The following is an 18,103-nucleotide window of genomic DNA, read 5'->3' as shown; positions in this document are numbered from 1 at the left end:
TGCGTTAACTCACTGCTGCATAAACATAATGACGTTTTCCTGCCACAGGCGCGGCAGCGCTTTGGCGCTCTGTTCCCAGGCCGCCGGATCGGCGATCGGGTGCGCATTCTTGTACTGCTCGGCCGGCAGCAGCTTGGCCTTGACGTCGTCCGGCAGCGTCAGATGCTCGGCGCGGATCGGACGCGCATAGCCGCGCGCCAGGTTGATCTGGCCGGCGTCGGAGAAGATGTATTCGCGCGCCAGTTTGGCGGCGTTCGGGTGCTTGGCGTATTTGTTGATGATGGTGGTGTAGCCGGAGGTGATCGAGCCGTCCGACGGGATCAGCACTTCAAAACGGGTTTTGTCGATCTGGTCGCGGTAGTTCAGGCCGTTGAAGTCCCACACCACGCCAACCTGCACTTCCCCTTTCTCCAGCGATGCGATCACCGGGTTACTCAGGCTCAGTCGGCCGGCCTTGGCCAGCTTGCCGAAGAATTCCAGGCCCGGCTTGAGGTTTTTCTCGTTGCCGCCCATGGCGTAGGTGGCCGCCAGCACGCCGCTGGCCGCCTGCGACGCGGTGCCGACGTCGCCGATGGTGACCTGATAGTTACCCTTCAGCAGATCGGCCCAGCTGTGCGGGATGTCTTTCACCTGCTGTTTGTTGATGATAAAGGCGATGGTGCCGGTATAAGCCAGCGCCCAGTGGCCGTCTTTGTCTTTCGCCCAATCCGGCACCTGATCCCAGGTAGAAGGTTTGTACGGCTGCGTCACGCCCTTCTGTACCGCCACCGGGCCGAAGGCCGCGCCGACGTCACCAATGTCCGCCGTGGCGTTGTTCTTTTCCGCATCGAATTTGGCGATCTCCTGCGCGGAGCTCATGTCGGTATCGACATGCTTCAGGCCGTACTTGCTCAACAGATCTTGCCAGGTGCCTTTCCAGTTGGCCCAGCTGTCCGGCATGCCGACGCTGTTGACTTCGCCTTCTTTCTTCGCGGCCTGCTCCAGCGCCGCCAGATCGGTATCCGCGGCCCAGCTCATCTGGCTGGATAACACGATGGCACTGGTTAACACAGAAGCGCACAAACGTTTCATAACTGATGCTCCAGGTGGTAGTGTGGGGAGGGCTGGACTAGTCCAGCAAGGACCAAACCAATCTAACGGACGAATGTGATAATTATATGTCAGCTTAAAAAAGCGACAGTTTTATCACCCATTGCAACGGCGAAAACGCGACGCTGGTCTACCTTAAAGGCCAAACGCACTGAAACGGGACACCCGCTGTATGAGTGAAGCACCGACGACCGTCGCCACCATCTGCCAAACGCTGCACGCCCGCATCACCGCCGGCGAGTTCGCCGTGGGCGGCAAGCTGCCCTCCGAACGCGCCCTGAGCGAGCAATTCGCCACCACCCGCATTACCCTGCAGGAGGCGCTCGGCCAGTTGGAGGCGCAGGGCGTCATCTACCGCCAGGTGCGACGCGGCTGGTTCATCTCGCCGCCACGGTTGATCTACAATCCGCTGCAGCGCAGCCATTTTCACGCCATGGCGCAGCAGCAGGGGCGCGCCGCGCATACCGAAGCGATCGACAGCGCGGTCGTCACGCTCGACGCGCCGCTGGCCGGCCGCCTGGCGCTGCCCTCCGGCGCCGAGGCCTATCGCATTCGTCGGCTGCGCTACATCGACGGACGTGCGGTGCTGTACTGCGAGCACTACCTCAATCCGGCCTATTTCCCCGGTATTCTGGACGAAGATCTGACCCAGTCGCTGACCGCGCTGTACGCCGCGCGCTACGGCATTCACTACGGCCGGGTGCGTTTCGACATGCTGCCCACCCTGCTGCCGCAGCAGGCCGCCGCCATGCTGAAGGTGACCTACGGCAGCCCGGCGCTGTTCATTACGCGGGTGAATCGCGATCAACATGACCGGGTGATCGATTGCGACCTGGAGTATTGGCGGTACGACGCGCTGCACATCGATGTGGAAGCGCTGTAAATGACAAGGGCGCATCGCTGCGCCCTTAAAGAGGAAAGTCAGTCGGCGTCGTAGCCGAGGTTTGGCGCCAGCCAGCGTTCGACCTCGCTCACGCTCATCCCTTTACGCGCCGCATAGTCTTCCACCTGATCGCGCTGGATCTGCGCCACCGCGAAGTACTTGCTCTCAGGATGGCTGAAGTACCAGCCGGACACCGCCGCCCCCGGCCACATGGCGAAGGACTCCGTCAGTTCCATGCCGGTGTGGCGGTTGACGTCCAGCAGCTGCCAGATGGTCGCTTTTTCGGTGTGCTCCGGGCAGGCCGGGTAGCCCGGCGCCGGCCGGATGCCCTGATAGTTCTCGCGGATCAGTTCCTCGTTGCTCAGGTTCTCGTCGGCGGCATAACCCCAGTGCAACTTGCGCACCTGTTCGTGCAGGTATTCGGCGAAAGCCTCCGCCAAACGATCCGCCAGCGCCTTGACCATGATTTTGTTGTAATCGTCGTGCTGTGCATCGTACGCCGCGGCCAGCGCGTCCTCCTCCAGCCCGCCGGTCACCGCGAAGGCACCGAAGTAGTCAGCCTTGCCGCTGCTTTTCGGCGCCACGAAGTCCGCCAGACAATAGTTCGGGAAGTCGGTTTTTTCCGTCTGCTGGCGCAGATGGCGACTCACCGCCAGCACCTCGCCGCGCTGTTCGTCGCAGTACACTTCCACGTCGTCGCCGACGCGGTTGGCCGGGAACAAACCGTAAACGCCGCGCGGGTTGAGGCTACGCTCGGCCGCCAGCCGATCCAACATCTGATTGGCGTCGTGGAACAGGCGCTTGGCCTCTTCCCCCACCACCTCATCCTCGAGGATGCGCGGGTATTTGCCCGCCAGCGACCAGGTCATGAAGAACGGCGTCCAGTCGATATAGTGGCGCAGCGTCTCGATACCGGCCGACACCGGAAACACGCCAAGCTGCCGCGGCGCCGGCGGCTGATAGTCGGCCCAGTCCAGCGCCATGGCGTTGGCGCGCGCCTTCTGCAAATCGACCGGCGGCGTGCGCGGCTTTTTGCGCGCGTGTTGAATGCGCACCGTTTCATACTCTTTGCGGGTGCGCGCCACAAACTCGTCGCGCTGGGTGGCGGACAGCAGCGCCGACACTACGCCCACGGTGCGCGAGGCGTTTTGCACGTAGGTGGTCGGGCCGCTGTAGTTCTGCTCGATTTTCACCGCGGTGTGCGCCTTGGAGGTGGTGGCGCCGCCGATCAGCAGCGGCAGCGTAAAGCCCTGGCGCTCCATCTCTTTGGCCACGTTGACCATCTCGTCCAGCGACGGCGTGATCAGCCCCGACAGGCCGATGATGTCGACGTTCTCCTCGCGCGCGGTGCGCAGGATTTTCTCCGTCGGCACCATCACGCCAAGATCGACGATTTCATAGTTGTTGCACTGCAGCACCACGCCGACGATGTTCTTGCCGATGTCGTGCACGTCGCCCTTCACCGTCGCCAACAGGATTTTCCCCGCGGAGGTGCCCTGCTGCTTGCTGGCCTCGATGTACGGTTCCAGGTAGGCCACCGCCTGCTTCATCACGCGGGCGGATTTCACCACCTGCGGCAGGAACATCTTGCCCTCGCCGAACAGATCGCCGACCACGTTCATCCCTGCCATCAGCGGCCCTTCGATCACTTCGATCGGGCGTTCGGCCTGCTGCCGCGCGTCTTCGGTGTCCAGCTCGATAAACTCGGTGATGCCCTTCACCAGCGAATATTCCAGCCGCTTCTCCACCGGCCAGCCGCGCCACTCCGCCTGCTGCACCGCCGCTTCGCCGTCTTTGCTGCCGCGGTACTTTTCCGCCAGCTCCAGCAGGCGTTCGGTGCCGTCCTCGCGACGGTTGAGGATCACGTCCTCTACCGCCTCGCGCAGCTCGCCAGGCAGATCGTCGTAAATCGCCAGCTGCCCGGCGTTGACGATGCCCATGTCCATGCCGTTGCGAATGGCGTGATACAGGAACACCGCGTGGATTGCTTCACGCACCGGATCGTTGCCGCGGAATGAGAACGACACGTTGGACACCCCGCCGGAGATCATCGCGTGCGGCAGGTGGGTTTTGATGTCGGCGCAGGCTTCGATAAAGTCGACGGCGTAGTTGTTGTGCTCTTCGATGCCGGTGGCGACGGCGAAGATGTTCGGGTCGAAAATGATGTCTTCCGGCGGGAAGCCGACGCGTTCGGTCAAAATTTTATAGGCGCGGCGACAGATCTCGAACTTGCGCTCGCGGGTGTCCGCCTGGCCCACTTCGTCGAACGCCATCACCACCACCGCGGCGCCGTAGCGGCGCACCAGTTTGGCGTGATGGATAAAGGCCTCTTCGCCCTCCTTCATCGAGATCGAGTTGACGATGCCCTTGCCCTGAATGCACTTCAGGCCTTTCTCGATAACGGACCACTTGGAGGAGTCGATCATGATCGGCACCCGGGCGATATCCGGCTCGCCGGCGATCAGGTTGAGGAAGCGCACCATCGCCGCTTCGGCGTCGAGCATCCCCTCGTCCATGTTGATGTCGATGATCTGCGCGCCGCTCTCGACCTGCTGGCGCGCCACGTCGAGCGCCTCGTTGTATTTCTCTTCTTTGATCAAGCGTTTGAAACGCGCCGAACCGGTGACGTTGGTGCGCTCGCCGACGTTGACGAACAGGGTGTTGGCGTCGATGGTCAGCGGTTCCAGACCGGCCAGGCGGCAGGCGACCGGGATATCCGGCAGCCGGCGCGGCGGCACGCCCTCGACCGCCTTGGCCATCGCGGCGATATGTTCCGGCGTGGTGCCGCAGCAGCCGCCGATGATATTGAGGAAGCCGGCCTGCGCCCACTCCCCGACCTGGCGCGCCATCTCGGCCGCATCCAGATCGTACTCGCCGAAGGCGTTCGGCAAACCGGCGTTCGGATGCGCGGTGACATAGGTCTCCGAGATGCGCGCCAGCTCGGCGACGTACTGGCGCAGCTCGTCCGGGCCCAGGGCGCAGTTCAGGCCGAAGGTCAGCGGTTTGACGTGGCGCAGCGAATTGTAAAACGCTTCGGTGGTCTGGCCGGACAGGGTGCGGCCGGAGGCGTCGGTGATGGTGCCGGAAATCATGATCGGCAGTTCCACCCCCAGCGCTTCGAATTCGGTTTCCACCGCAAAAGCGGCGGCCTTGGCGTTGAGGGTGTCGAAGATGGTTTCGATCATGATCAGATCGACGCCGCCCTCCACCAGCGCGCGGGTCGATTCACGGTACGCCGCCACCAGTTCATCGAACGAGATGTTGCGGAACGCCGGATCGTTGACGTTCGGCGAGATGGACGCGGTGCGGTTGGTCGGCCCCAACACCCCGGCGACGTAGCGCGGTTTTTCCGGCGTGCGCGCCGTCCATTCGTCGGCGCAGGCGCGCGCCAGGCAGGCGGCCTGATAGTTAATCTCGGCGGACAGCGACTCCATGTGGTAGTCGGCCATGGCGATGGAGGTGGAGTTGAAGGTATTGGTCTCAAGGATATCGGCGCCCGCCTCAAGATAGGCGTAATGAATGGCGGTGATCACTTCCGGCTTGGTCAGCACCAGCAGATCGTTATTGCCTTTCAGATCGCTGCGCCAGTCGGCGAAACGCTCACCGCGAAAATCGCGCTCGTCCAGACGGTAGCTCTGGATCATGGTGCCCATGCCGCCGTCCAACACCAAAATGCGCTGCGCTAACTGGCGGCGCAGTTGTTCTACTCGATTCGTCACTGTAACCCCTTCCATTGCCATCCAGCCCATTGCTCAACTGCCGCAAACACCAACGAGTCATCCTAGCACAGCTTGTAAGGACAAAGGGCCAGGCGACAATTGAGAGTTTTTCAGGTTGTGCGCCAACACCTCCGATGAGCTGACGGCGGCTTGCAATTCATCGACAAAAAACGAAAATGAATTCCATCATACGGAAAAAGGAATCTCACCCATGGCCACCCCTGCTCCCGCCAAGCGCGGCAAGAAGCCCCGCGCAGCAGCCCCCGCCGCCAGTGCGGCGACCGGTCAGGTACAATCGTTGACCCGTGGCCTGAAACTGTTGGAATACATTTCGGAAGCCCAGGGCAACGTGGCGCTGACCGATCTGGCACAGCAGGCCGGCCTGCCGAACTCCACCACTCACCGCCTGCTCACCACCATGCAGCAGCAGGGATTCGTGCGCCAGGTCGGCGATCTCGGCCTGTGGACCATCGGCTCGCACGCTTTTGTGGTCGGCAGCAGCTTCCTGCAAAGCCGCAACCTGCTGGCGATGGTGCATCCGACGCTGCGCCGCCTGATGGAAGAGTCCGGCGAAACCGTCAACCTGGCGGTGCTGGATACCAGCGAGTACCAGGCGATCATCATCGATCAGGTGCAGTGTACGGCGCTGATGCGCATGTCGGCGCCGATCGGCGGCAAACTGCCGATGCACGCCTCCGGCGCCGGCAAAGCGTTCCTCGCCACCCTGCCGGACGATCAGGTGACCAAACTGTTGCACAAGAAAGGCATGCACACCTACACGCCGCACACCCTGACGCCGCACAACCTGAAAGAGGGGCTGGCGCAGATCCGCAAACAGGGCTTCTCCTTTGACGACGAAGAGCACGCGCTCGGCCTGCGCTGTGTGGCGGCCTGCATCTTCGACGAGCACCGCGAAGCCTTCGCCGCCATTTCCATCTCCGGCCCGGTGTCGCGCATCACCGACGATCGCGTGATCGAGCTGGGCGCGCTGGTGATCCATGCGGCCAAAGAGATCAGCCTGGCCTACGGCGGCGTGCGCTGATCCCGCCCATCTGAGGGGCGCCCCAGCGCGCCCCTGCTTCCCTGCCATGCTCTGTTGTCAGCATGTAACAGGCTGTCGGCATCCTGTTTAGCACACAGGCAAAAAGCTTGAAGCCGATCACAGTTAACGATCCTCACGGCGAAAGCCCATTGCAACCGCTCAAACTTCCTTCGACAATGTTACCGATAACATGTTACCGGTAACAATCAAACTGAACGAAGGTAACGTCACCCGGTGTTTTGGAGCCAAGCCATGACCAACAATCAAAATCGCATTTACGTCGTTATGGGCGTTTCCGGCAGCGGCAAGTCCGCCGTCGCCGCCGCCGCGGCCCGCCAACTCTCCGCCGGCTTCCTCGACGGCGACTTCCTGCACCCGCGCAGCAATATCCTGAAGATGGCCGCCGGCGAGGCGTTGAACGACGACGATCGCGCGCCGTGGCTGGCCGCGCTCAACGACGCCGCCTTCGCCATGCAACGCACCAACAACGTGTCGATCATCGTCTGCTCGGCGTTGAAAAAGCAGTATCGCGACCGCCTGCGCGCCGGCAACGGCAACCTGTCATTCATCTATCTGCACGGCGAGTTCCCGGTGATCGAATCCCGCCTGGCGGCGCGCAACGGCCACTTCTTCAAGCCGCAGATGCTGGTCACCCAGTTCGCCGCGCTGGAGCAACCGGGCGCCGACGAGAACGACGTGATGGCGATCGACATCAATCAGCCGCTGGACGCGGTGATCGCCGATACCGTGCGCCATATCCAGAGTTTCCTGCCGCAGGACGTGTGCGCGTGAGTACCGTAACGCTGGTCGGTACCGCAGTCGGCTCGGTTTTACTGCTGTTATTCCTGGTGATGAAGGCGCGCATGCACGCCTTCGTCGCGCTGATGCTGGTGTCCATCGCCGCCGGCATTTTCTCCGGCATGCCGCTGGAACACATCGCCGACACCATGCAGAAAGGCATGGGCGACACACTGGGCTTCCTGGCGATCGTGGTGGCGCTCGGGGCGATGTTCGGCAAGATCCTGCATGAGGTCGGCGCGCTCGATCAAATTGCGGCGCAATTGCTGAAACGATTCGGACAAAGCAAGGCGCACTACGCGCTCGGCATCGCCGGCCTGATCTGCGCGCTGCCGCTGTTCTTCGACGTGGCGGTGGTGCTGCTGATCGGCATCGTGTTCGCCGTGGCGCGCCGCACCGACGGCAATATCGTCAAGCTGGCCATCCCGCTGTTCGCCGGCGTGGCAGCCGCCGCGTCCTTCCTGCTGCCGGGGCCGGTGCCGATGCTGCTGGCGTCGCAGATGAAGGCCGACTTCGGCTGGATGATCGCCATCGGCCTGGTGGCGGCGGTGATCGGCATGCTGATCGCCGGCCCGCTGTACGGCAGCTTTATCAGCCGCTTCGTCAACTGGCCAATGCCGCCGGAAGAGAACGAACCGACGCTGACCAAGGGCAATCTGCCGTCGTTCGGCTTTAGCCTGGCGCTGGTGCTGTGCCCGCTGGTGCTGGTCGGCATGAAGACTATCGGCGCGCGGCTGGTCACCCCCGGCTCGCAGCTGCAGCAGTGGCTGGAGTTTATCGGCCACCCGTTCACCGCCATCCTGCTGGCCTGCCTGATCGTGATTTACGGTCTGGCGAAACCGCGCGGCATGAGCAACGAACAGACCCTGGCCATCTGCTCCGCCGCGGTGCAGCCGGCCGGGATCATCCTGCTGATGACCGGCGCCGGCGGGGTGTTCAAGCAGATCCTGGTGGATTCCGGCGTCGGGCCGGCGCTGGGTGACGCCATGATCGGCGCCGGCCTGCCGATCGCCGTAGCCGCGTTCGCGCTGTCCGCCATGGTGCGGGTGATTCAGGGCTCGGCCACCGTCGCCTGCCTGACCACCGTCGGCCTGGTGCTGCCGGTCACCAGCCAGCTCGGGCTCAGCGGCGGGCAACTGGCCGCGCTGGCCATCTGCATCGCCGGCGGCTCCATCGTGCTGAGCCACGTCAACGACGCCGGCTTCTGGCTGTTCGGCAAATTTACCGGCGCCAACGAACTGCAAACGCTGAAAACCTGGACGGTGATGGAAACCATTCTGGGCAGCGTCGGCGGCGCCATCGGCATGATTGCATTCACGATGTTTTAAATCCCAAATCGCCCCCGGCCTTGCACACCAGGGCTGCAAATCACCCCCGGGGGCACCGCCACAGGCGGCGACTATAACAACAGCAATGTGAGGAAGGCATGATTAATCCAACCTTGTCCCGTGTCACACAGCGCATCATCGACCGTTCCCAGGCCAGCCGCGCCGCCTATCTGGCGCGTATCGAGGCGGCCCGCGCCCAAACCGTCCACCGCGCGCAGCTGGCCTGCGGCAACCTGGCCCACGGCTTCGCCGCCTGTCAGCCCGATGACAAGGCGTCGCTGAAAAACATGGTGCGCAGCGATATCGCCATCATCACCGCCTACAACGACATGCTGTCGGCCCACCAGCCGTATGAACACTACCCGCAGCGGCTGAAGCAGGCGCTGAAGGCGGTCGGCGCCGTGGGCCAGGTGGCCGGCGGCGTGCCGGCGATGTGCGACGGCGTGACGCAGGGGCAGGACGGCATGGAGCTGTCGTTGATGAGCCGCGACGTGATCGCCATGTCGGCCGCCGTCGGCCTGTCGCACAATATGTTCGACGGCGCGCTGTTCCTCGGCATCTGCGACAAGATCGTACCGGGGCTGGTGATGGCCGCCCTCTCCTTCGGCCACCTGCCCGCGCTGTTCGTGCCGGCCGGCCCGATGAGCAGCGGCCTGCCGAACAAGGAAAAGGTGCGCGTACGCCAGCTGTACGCCGAAGGCAAGGCTGACCGCCTGGCGCTGCTGGAGGCCGAGGCAGCCTCTTATCACGGCATCGGCACCTGCACCTTCTATGGCACCGCCAACACCAACCAGATGGTGATGGAAGTGATGGGCCTGCATCTGCCGGGCGCCTCCTTCGTCCATCCTGACACGCCGCTGCGCGACGCGCTGAACGACGCCGCCGCGCGCCAGGTGACCCGACTGACCGATACCGCCGGCAACTACCTGCCGATCGGCCGCCTGGTGGACGAGAAAGTGGTGGTGAACGGCATCGTCTCGCTGCTGGCCACAGGCGGCTCCACCAACCTGACCATGCATCTGGTGGCGATGGCGCGCGCGGCGGGCATCATCATCACCTGGGACGATTTCTCGGAGCTGTCGGAGGCGGTGCCGCTGCTGTGCCGCATCTATCCGAACGGCCCGGCCGACATCAACCAGTTCCAGGCCGCCGGCGGCGTGCCGCTGGTGGTGCGAGAGCTGCTGCAACACGGGCTGCTGCACGAAGACGTGCATACCGTGGCCGGTTTCGGCCTGCGCCGCTACACCCAGGAACCGTGGCTGGATAACGGCCAACTGGTGTGGCGCGAAGGCGTGGCCGGCTCGCTCGACGCCAGCGTGATCGCCAGCGTCACTCAGCCGTTTGAACATCACGGCGGCACCAAAGTGATGGCCGGTAACCTGGGCCGCGCGGTGATGAAAACCTCGGCGGTGCCCGCCGACAACCAGATCATCGAAGCGCCGGCGGTAGTGTTCGACAGCCAGCACGACATCGTGCCGGCGTTCGAAGCCGGCAAGCTGGATCGCGATTGTGTGGTGGTGGTGCGTTTCCAGGGGCCGCAGGCCAACGGCATGCCCGAGCTGCACAAGCTGATGCCGCCGCTGGGCGTGCTGATGGATCGCGGCTTCAAAGTGGCGCTGGTGACCGACGGCCGCCTGTCCGGCGCCTCCGGCAAGGTGCCTTCCGCCATCCACGTCACCCCGGAAGCCTATACCGGCGGCCTGCTGGCGAAAGTGCGCGACGGCGATCCGATCCGCGTCAACGGCCGCAGCGGCGAGCTGCAGGTGCTGGTCGACGCCGACGAACTGGCCCGGCGCACGCCATGCCAACCCGATCTGAGCGCGGAACACATCGGCTGCGGCCGCGAGCTGTTCGGCGCGCTGCGCAGCCAGCTGTCCGGCGCCGAACAGGGCGCCTGCTGCATCAAATTTTAATCGATAGCCTGGCCGCATCGCCGCCTGGCGGCGGCCACAGAGGAGAACGTCAGCATGAACAAGTGGACAACAAGCGCCGAGCAGATCCTGACGGCGGGGCCGGTGGTGCCGGTCATCGTGATCAACAAGCTGGAATATGCGGTGCCGCTGGCGAAAGCGCTGGTCGCCGGCGGCGTGCGGGTGCTGGAGGTGACGCTGCGCACCGCCTGCGCCATGGACGCCATTCGCGCCATCGCCCAAGAGGTGCCGGAAGCGATCATCGGCGCCGGTACGGTGATCAATCCGCAGCAGTTGCGGGAAGTGACCGAAGCCGGCGCGCAGTTCGCCATCAGCCCAGGCCTGACCGACGAGCTGCTTAAGGCCGCCACCGCCGGTTCCATTCCCTTGATCCCGGGCATCAGCACCGTTTCCGAACTGATGCAGGGCATGGATTACGGCCTGCGTGAGTTTAAATTCTTCCCGGCGGAAGCCAACGGCGGCGTAAAAGCGCTGCAGGCGATCGGCGGCCCGTTCCCGCAGGTGCGCTTCTGCCCGACCGGCGGCATCTCACCGGACAACTACCGCAGCTATCTGGCGCTGAAAAGCGTGCTGTGCATCGGCGGCTCCTGGCTGGTGCCGGCGGACGCGCTCGAAAGCGGCGACTACGCGCGCATTACCGAACTGGCGCGCGCCGCCGTCGCGGGCGCTCAGGCCTGATTTACATCGCAGCGGTGGCGGCCGGCAGCGCCGCCCCGCTGCGCTGGCTGAACCGCTGCTTCTTGCGATAAGCGAATACGTCTTCCACATGCCCCTCGCGGATGCGCTGTTGCAACCCGCGCCAATACTCCGCGGTAAACAGATCGCTGTGCAGCTCTTCAAACATCTGCCGAATGCGCCGATCGCCGCACAGAAAGTGGCGGAACTCTTCCGGGAACACGTCGTTGGGCGCGATGCTGTACCACGGCTCGCTGGCCAGTTCATCTTCCGGATAACGCGGCGGCGGGATATCGCGGAAGTTGACCTCGGTCATGTAGCAAATCTCGTCGTAGTCGTAGAACACTACCCGCCCGTGGCGCGTCACGCCAAAGTTCTTGAACAGCATGTCGCCGGGGAAGATATTGGCGGCGGCCAGCTGTTTGATGGCATTGCCGTACTCTTCAATCGCATCGCGCATCTGCTGGTCGTTGGCCTGCTCCAGATACAGATTCAGCGGGGTCATGCGCCGTTCCATATACAGGTGCTTAATCACGATGCGATCGCCAAGATCTTCCAGCTTGCCCGGCACTTCGCGCCGCAGCTCCGCCAGCAGTTCCGGGCTGAGGCGCGCCTTGTCGACGACGAAATTCTCGTACTCCTGGGTATCCGCCATGCGCCCGACGCGATCGTGCTCTTTCACCAGCTGATAGCAAGCCATCACCTGCGCCTGCGTCACCTCTTTTTGCGGGGCGAATTCGTCTTTGATCACTTTAAACACCCGATCGAAGGACGGCAGGGTAAACACCAGCATCACCATGCCCTTCACCCCCGGCGCAATGATGAACTGCTCCTGCGAGTGCGCCATAAAAGTCAGGTATTCGCGGTAGCATTCGGTTTTGCCGTGCTTCTGGCAACCGATCGCCATGTACAGCTCGGCGGTGGTCTTGCCCGGCAGGATCTCGCGCAGCCACTCCACCATCGCCGCCGGCAGCGGTGCGTAGACCATGAAATAAGAGCGGGCGAAGCCGAAGACGATGCTGGCCTCGGCCTTGCCGGTCAGGCAGGCGTCGATAAACAGCGCGCCCGATTCACTGTGGTGGATCGGCAGCAAGAACGGATAAACGCCGTCGGCCAGGCGCAGCTTGCCGACCAGCCAGGCGGCCTTGTTGCGATAGAACAGCTCGTTGGCGATCTGGAAGGTCGCCCCTGCCAGTTGCTGTGGGCTGAAGGCGCGTTGCAGCGCCTGGGTGATATAGCGAATATCGCGCGTCAAATCCTCCCACGGCAACCGCAGCGGCAGATCGCTCAGCACACTGCGCAGCATCGCCGACAGATCGCCATTGGGGGTGAAATCGCGCGCCAGCGGACGCGGAATGTCGCGAAAGCGCCGTTCCGGCTGCGAACTGAACACGAACAGCTTGTCCGGCGTCAGATCGCGGTGCTTGAACAGCCGGCAATAGACCGAGTTAAAGAAGCTTTCGGCGATCTCGAAACGCGGGTAGTCCGGCAACAGGTCGATATAGACCGCTTTGACCCGGCTGGGGAAGTCGGCGTCGAAATATTTCTGCCCGGTGATGCATTTAAGCTGCTCCACCACCAGACCGACGTGATGGTCGTACAGATGAATGCGCTTTTTCATCGCCTGCTGCACCGCCGGCCAGTCCGCCTGCTCAAAGCGCTGCTGCGCGCCGGCGGTCACTTCCAGAAAGCGGCCGTACTGCGCATCGAAGCCTTGCAGGATCGTCTGTGCGATCAACAACTCCAGTTTTGCCGCCATCCTTACCCCCCGCCAGAAAAAGAAGCCTGCGCATGCAGGCTCCGGTGAAACGTCTTCAAGCTTGCCGCATCAGAACTGCTGTTCTTCCGTCGAACCGGTCAGCGCAGTGACCGAAGAGGCGCCGCCCTGAATGATGGTGGTGACTTTGTCGAAGTAGCCGGTGCCCACCTCTTGCTGGTGCGACGCGAAGGTGTAACCGCGATCCACCGCGGCGAACTCCGCCTGCTGCACCTTCTCGACGTAGTGTTTCATCCCTTCGCCCTGCGCATAAGCGTGCGCCAGGTCGAACATGTTGAACCACATGCTGTGGATCCCCGCCAGCGTGATGAACTGATACTTGTAGCCCATGTCCGACAGCGCCTGCTGGAAGCGGGCGATGGTCTGGTCGTCGAGGTTTTTCTTCCAGTTGAACGACGGCGAGCAGTTGTAGGCCAGCAGCTTGCCCGGGTATTTGGCGTGAATGGCGTCGGCGAAGCGCTGAGCGGCATCCAGATCCGGCGTTGAGGTTTCGCACCACACCATATCGGCGTAAGGAGCATAAGCCAGGCCGCGGCTGATCGCCTGTTCGACGCCGGCATGGGTGCGGAAGAAGCCTTCCGCCGTGCGCTCGCCGGTGACGAAGGCGCTGTCATACGGATCGCAATCGGACGTCAGCAGGTCGGCCGCATCGGCGTCGGTACGGGCGATCACCAGCGTCGGCACGCCGAGCACGTCGGCCGCCAGGCGAGCGGCGACCAGCTTCTGGATCGCTTCCTGCGTCGGCACCAGCACTTTGCCGCCCATATGACCGCATTTCTTCACCGCCGCCAGCTGATCTTCGAAGTGCACCCCGGCGGCGCCGGCGGTGATCATCGCTTTCATCAGCTCAAAGGCGTTCAGCACGCCGCCGAAGCCGGCTTCCGCATCGGCGACGATCGGCAGGAAGTAATCGGTGTAGCCTTTGCTGCCCGGCTCAATCTGGTTCGCCCATTGGATCTGATCGGCGCGGCGGAAGGTGTTGTTGATGCGCTCGACCACCTTCGGTACCGAGTCCACCGGATACAGCGACTGGTCAGGGTACATGGCCGCCGCGCTGTTGGCGTCGGCCGCCACCTGCCAGCCGGACAGGTAGATAGCCTCGACGCCGGCTTTGGCCTGCTGCAGCGCCTGGCCGCCGGTGAGCGCGCCCAGGCAGTTCACGTAGCCTTTGCGCGCCTTGCCGTTCAGCAACGCCCACAGTTTGGCGGCGCCGTTTTGCGCCAGGGTGCATTCCGGGTTGACCGAACCGCGCAGATTGATCACGTCTTCGGCGCTGTAAGGGCGGGTGATACCTTCCCAACGGGCCGATTTCCATTCCTGTTCCAGCTGCTGGATCTGTTGAGAGCGAGAGGTAGACATAATTTTTATCCTTTCAGTCATGTAGGGTTGATTGGGAAAGTTCAGGCCAGCAGCGCATAGCCGGGCAACGTCAGGAAATCGATTAATTCATCTTGCGTGGTGATGCGCTCCATCAGGCGCGCCGCCTCTTCGAACCGGCCGGCGTTAAAGCGCGCTTCCCCTACTTCTTCACGCACCACCAACATCTCTTCTTGCAACATCTGGCGGAACAGCGCCTTGGTGACCGGGCGCCCGTCGTTCAGGCTCTTCTCATGGTGGATCCACTGCCAGATAGAGGTACGGGAGATCTCCGCCGTTGCGGCATCTTCCATCAACCCATAGATAGGCACGCAGCCGTTGCCGGAGATCCAGGCTTCGATGTACTGCACCGCCACGCGGATATTGGCGCGCATCCCCGCTTCGGTGCGTTCGCCGTCGCACGGTTCCAGCAGCTGCGCGGCGCTGATTGGCGCATCCTGCTCACGCATCACGTCCAGCTGGTTCTGGCGATCGCCCAATGCGTTGCCGAACACCTCCATCACCGTGTCCGCCAGCCCCGGATGCGCCACCCAGGTGCCGTCGTGGCCATTGTTGGCCTCCAACTCTTTGTCCGCCCGCACCTTGTTCAGCACCCAGGCGTTTTTCTCAGCGTCTTTGCTCGGGATAAACGCCGCCATGCCGCCCATAGCGAAGGCGCCGCGCTTATGACAGGTTTTGATCAACAGGCGTGAATAGGCGCTGAGGAAAGGTTTCTCCATGGTCACCGACTGACGATCCGGCAGCACGCGATCGCCGTGATTCTTCAGCGTTTTGATGTAGCTGAAGATGTAATCCCAACGGCCGCAGTTCAGGCCGACGATGTGATCACGCAGGTGATAGAGGATCTCGTCCATCTGGAACACCGCCGGCAGGGTTTCGATCAACACGGTCGCCTTGATGGTGCCGCGCGGCAGATCGAATCGATCCTCGGTAAAGCTGAAGACATCGCTCCACCAGGCCGCTTCTTCCCAGGACTGGGTTTTCGGCAGGTAGAAATACGGGCCGCTGCCCTTGGCCAACAGCTGGCGATAGTTGTGATAAAAATACAGCGCGAAATCGAACAGGCCGCCGGGAATGGCTTCATCACGCCACAGCACGTGTTTTTCCGGCAAATGCAGGCCGCGCACGCGAGCGATCAACACCGCCGGATTCGGTTTCAGCTGGTAGATCTTGCCGGCTTCATTGGTGTAGGAGATGGTGCCGTTAACCGCATCGTGCAGGTTGATTTGACCGTCGATGACTTTATCCCAGCTTGGCGCCAGGGAGTCTTCGAAGTCCGCCATAAACACTTTTACGTTGGCGTTAAGCGCATTGATCACCATCTTGCGTTCTACCGGCCCGGTGATCTCGACCCGGCGATCGCGCAGGTCTTGCGGAATGCCGCGGATCTGCCAGTCGCCTTCACGAATGGAATTGGTTTCCGAAATAAATCCAGGCAGCTCGCCGCGATCGATATTTTGCTGCCAGCGGGCACGCGCCGCCAGCAGCTCATTGCGCCGCGGCGTGAATTTCCCCACCAGTTCCGCCAGGAATTCAACCGCTTCATCCGTTAATACCTGGCGCTCCGCAGCGGCGAAACCCTGGGTAAACCTTAACTCCGTGCCTGCTATCTGTTGCGTCATGACCTTGCTCCTTCCCATCATTGCGCCCGAGCGATCGGCGCATTTTCATCAGAAATCACTGTGGATCAGGGCGGATGAAACGATCCTAAACTGGTCAGATCTCATCCCGATAGCTCTAAGAATACTCAACAAAAAATAAAAATCAAAAACCATTTCCATTTTATTATTAAATATTTTATTAACACTTTATTATCAATTGGTTAGAACAAATAACATAACTAATGGGTAAGGAAATCGGTTCCAATAGAATCGCAAAGACAGGCTAACGCGCTGTTGGCCAATGGTTTTTTGGAAAAAGTGGCGGGTAAAAAGAGGATCGTACAGAGGATCAACAGCGCGGCGGCCTCGATTCAGCCGCCGGCAGGCAGGAAAGATCAGTCGAGAGTCGGATTCATATGGCGCAGATCGTAAGGCGTGATCTGGTAGACGTAATAGTTGAGCCAATTGGAGAACAGCAGGTGGCCATGGCTGCGCCAGGTGGCTTTCGGTGTCAGTGCGGGGTTGTCATCGGGGAAGTAGTTGAGCGGTACGGCAGGATCGAGGCCAGCTTCGTTGTCGCGACAATACTCCCCGGCCAGGGTCAGGGCATCATACTCAGGATGGCCGGTGACAAATGCCAGGCGCTTATCCCTGCTGGCGAACAGGTAGGCGCCGGCCTGCTCGGATTCGGCCAGAATATCCAGGTCGGTATATTGGCGAATCACCTCGGTCGGGAAATCGGCATAGCGTGAATGCGGCGCCAGGAAGCTTTCGTCGAAGCCGCGCGTCAGCAACGCATGCTGCTGCAGCGTTTGGTGCGGATAAACGCCGGAGAGCTTCACTTCGCGCGTCATCTTGGGAATGCCGTACAGGATATTCAACGCCGCTTGTACCGCCCAGCACACGAACAGCGTAGAGGTGACATGGTTTTTGGCCCAGTCAATGACCCGTTCGATCTGCGGCCAATAGGCAACATCGCAGAAATCAACCAGCCCCAGCGGCGCGCCGGTGACAATCAGGCCATCGAAGTTCTCATTCTGGATATCCTCGAAGTCGCAGTAGAAGTTGTTCAGATGCTCGGCCGGCGTATTCTTCGATTCGCGGCTGTCGATGCGCAGCAGCTGGATATCAATCTGCAGCGGCGAGTTGGACAACAGACGCAGAAACTGGTTTTCCGTTTCGATCTTCTTTGGCATCAGGTTGAGGATCAGCACTTTCAGTGGCCTGATTTCCTGTGTTTTTGCCCGCGAGGATGTCATCACGAAGACATTCTCACCGCGCAAGAAATTGACCGCAGGTAACTCATCAGGAACACGAATCGGCATTGCTTAACCCTCACATATCCATTTATACGTTTAGACTTCTAGATGCCCGAAGATAGCGTTTTTTTCCGTCGCTGTCGAGCATTCAGCGGAAAGGTGAAAATGTTTCATTGCGCGAGCTGCGCCAGGATCTTGGCAGGTAGGATGAGAGGTACTGAAAGCAAAAAGGCCATCCTTTCGGATGGCCTCTTGGCTTATTTGATGCTTGGCAGTGTCCTACTCTCGCATGGGGAGACCCCACACTACCATCGGCGCTACGGCGTTTCACTTCTGAGTTCGGCATGGGGTCAGGTGGGACCACCGCGCTATTGCCGCCAAGCAAATTCTTTTTTCTGCCGAACTTCTAAACCCACTTTAAATAAAGTGGTGCTGATACCCAGAGTCGAACTGGGGACCTCACCCTTACCAAGGGTGCGCTCTACCAACTGAGCCATATCAGCACGCTTAATTTGATGCCTGGCAGTGTCCTACTCTCGCATGGGGAGACCCCACACTACCATCGGCGCTACGGCGTTTCACTTCTGAGTTCGGCATGGGGTCAGGTGGGACCACCGCGCTATT

Annotated in this window: 12 protein-coding genes, 1 tRNA gene and 2 rRNA genes; 6 read left to right on the top strand and 9 right to left on the bottom strand. The window is 61.8% G+C overall.

Annotated features, from left to right (window positions below):
- Positions 1–9: 9 nt before the first annotated feature.
- Entirely contained in the window at positions 10–1,071 is a 1,062-nt protein-coding gene (locus ACJ8KE_RS16290) for an ABC transporter substrate-binding protein (RefSeq protein WP_016930300.1), read from the bottom strand.
- Between the two features lie 190 nt (positions 1,072–1,261).
- On the opposite strand from ACJ8KE_RS16290, the gene ACJ8KE_RS16285 reads away from it, so the two are divergent.
- The gene (locus tag ACJ8KE_RS16285) at positions 1,262–1,972 is read left to right on the top strand and encodes a UTRA domain-containing protein (RefSeq protein ID WP_004936656.1); all 711 of its coding nucleotides are present in this window, start codon (positions 1,262–1,264) and stop codon (positions 1,970–1,972) included.
- 38 nt (positions 1,973–2,010) lie between these two features.
- Here ACJ8KE_RS16285 and metH read toward each other — a convergent pair whose 3' ends face one another.
- Positions 2,011–5,706, bottom strand: coding sequence for a methionine synthase (metH, locus tag ACJ8KE_RS16280; protein ID WP_028127552.1), 3,696 nt, complete (start codon positions 5,704–5,706; stop codon positions 2,011–2,013).
- A gap of 196 nt (positions 5,707–5,902) precedes the next feature.
- Between metH and iclR the strand changes: the two genes are divergently transcribed.
- The 5 genes from iclR (at position 5,903) to ACJ8KE_RS16255 (ending at position 11,468) form a co-directional block, all read left to right on the top strand.
- Positions 5,903–6,733 (top strand): glyoxylate bypass operon transcriptional repressor IclR, encoded by an 831-nt coding sequence (gene iclR, locus ACJ8KE_RS16275; protein WP_004936648.1) that lies wholly within the window; start codon positions 5,903–5,905, stop codon positions 6,731–6,733.
- Between the two features lie 252 nt (positions 6,734–6,985).
- Complete coding sequence (gntK, locus tag ACJ8KE_RS16270; protein ID WP_004936645.1) at positions 6,986–7,525, top strand: gluconokinase; 540 nt, start codon at positions 6,986–6,988, stop codon at positions 7,523–7,525.
- A complete protein-coding gene (gene gntU, locus ACJ8KE_RS16265) occupies positions 7,522–8,859 on the top strand; it encodes a gluconate transporter (protein ID WP_015379253.1) in 1,338 nt (445 codons plus the stop codon). The genes gntK and gntU overlap by 4 nt, the downstream gene beginning before the upstream one ends.
- Positions 8,860–8,957: 98 nt before the next feature.
- Complete coding sequence (edd, locus tag ACJ8KE_RS16260) at positions 8,958–10,772, top strand: phosphogluconate dehydratase (RefSeq protein WP_033639249.1); 1,815 nt, start codon at positions 8,958–8,960, stop codon at positions 10,770–10,772.
- A 54-nt stretch (positions 10,773–10,826) separates the two neighbouring features.
- A complete protein-coding gene (locus tag ACJ8KE_RS16255; protein ID WP_016930304.1) occupies positions 10,827–11,468 on the top strand; it encodes a bifunctional 4-hydroxy-2-oxoglutarate aldolase/2-dehydro-3-deoxy-phosphogluconate aldolase in 642 nt (213 codons plus the stop codon).
- 1 nt (position 11,469) lies between these two features.
- Here the strand turns inward: ACJ8KE_RS16255 and aceK are convergent, their stop codons facing one another.
- From aceK to rrf (ACJ8KE_RS16220), 7 genes are all read right to left on the bottom strand, one after another.
- Complete coding sequence (gene aceK / locus ACJ8KE_RS16250; RefSeq protein WP_261106433.1) at positions 11,470–13,224, bottom strand: bifunctional isocitrate dehydrogenase kinase/phosphatase; 1,755 nt, start codon at positions 13,222–13,224, stop codon at positions 11,470–11,472.
- A 69-nt stretch (positions 13,225–13,293) separates the two neighbouring features.
- Complete coding sequence (gene aceA, locus ACJ8KE_RS16245; RefSeq protein WP_004936630.1) at positions 13,294–14,601, bottom strand: isocitrate lyase; 1,308 nt, start codon at positions 14,599–14,601, stop codon at positions 13,294–13,296.
- Between the two features lie 41 nt (positions 14,602–14,642).
- On the bottom strand, positions 14,643–16,241 hold the full coding sequence (gene aceB, locus ACJ8KE_RS16240; RefSeq protein ID WP_016930307.1) for a malate synthase A: 1,599 nt from the start codon (positions 16,239–16,241) through the stop codon (positions 14,643–14,645).
- Between the two features lie 374 nt (positions 16,242–16,615).
- Entirely contained in the window at positions 16,616–17,545 is a 930-nt protein-coding gene (gene metA, locus ACJ8KE_RS16235) for a homoserine O-acetyltransferase MetA (protein ID WP_004936623.1), read from the bottom strand.
- Positions 17,546–17,745: 200 nt separating this feature from the next.
- Positions 17,746–17,861, bottom strand: a 5S ribosomal RNA gene (gene rrf, locus ACJ8KE_RS16230).
- A gap of 45 nt (positions 17,862–17,906) precedes the next feature.
- A tRNA-Thr gene (locus ACJ8KE_RS16225) sits at positions 17,907–17,982 on the bottom strand.
- Between the two features lie 14 nt (positions 17,983–17,996).
- A 5S ribosomal RNA gene (rrf, locus tag ACJ8KE_RS16220) occupies positions 17,997–18,103 on the bottom strand; the annotation flags it as partial.

This window comes from Serratia sp. CY56464 (assembly GCF_052168435.1).
In the GTDB taxonomy this organism is placed as follows: Bacteria; Pseudomonadota; Gammaproteobacteria; order Enterobacterales; family Enterobacteriaceae; genus Serratia; species Serratia marcescens.
Note: the sequence above shows the minus strand (reverse complement) of the source record. Positions and strands in the feature narration are given on the sequence as shown.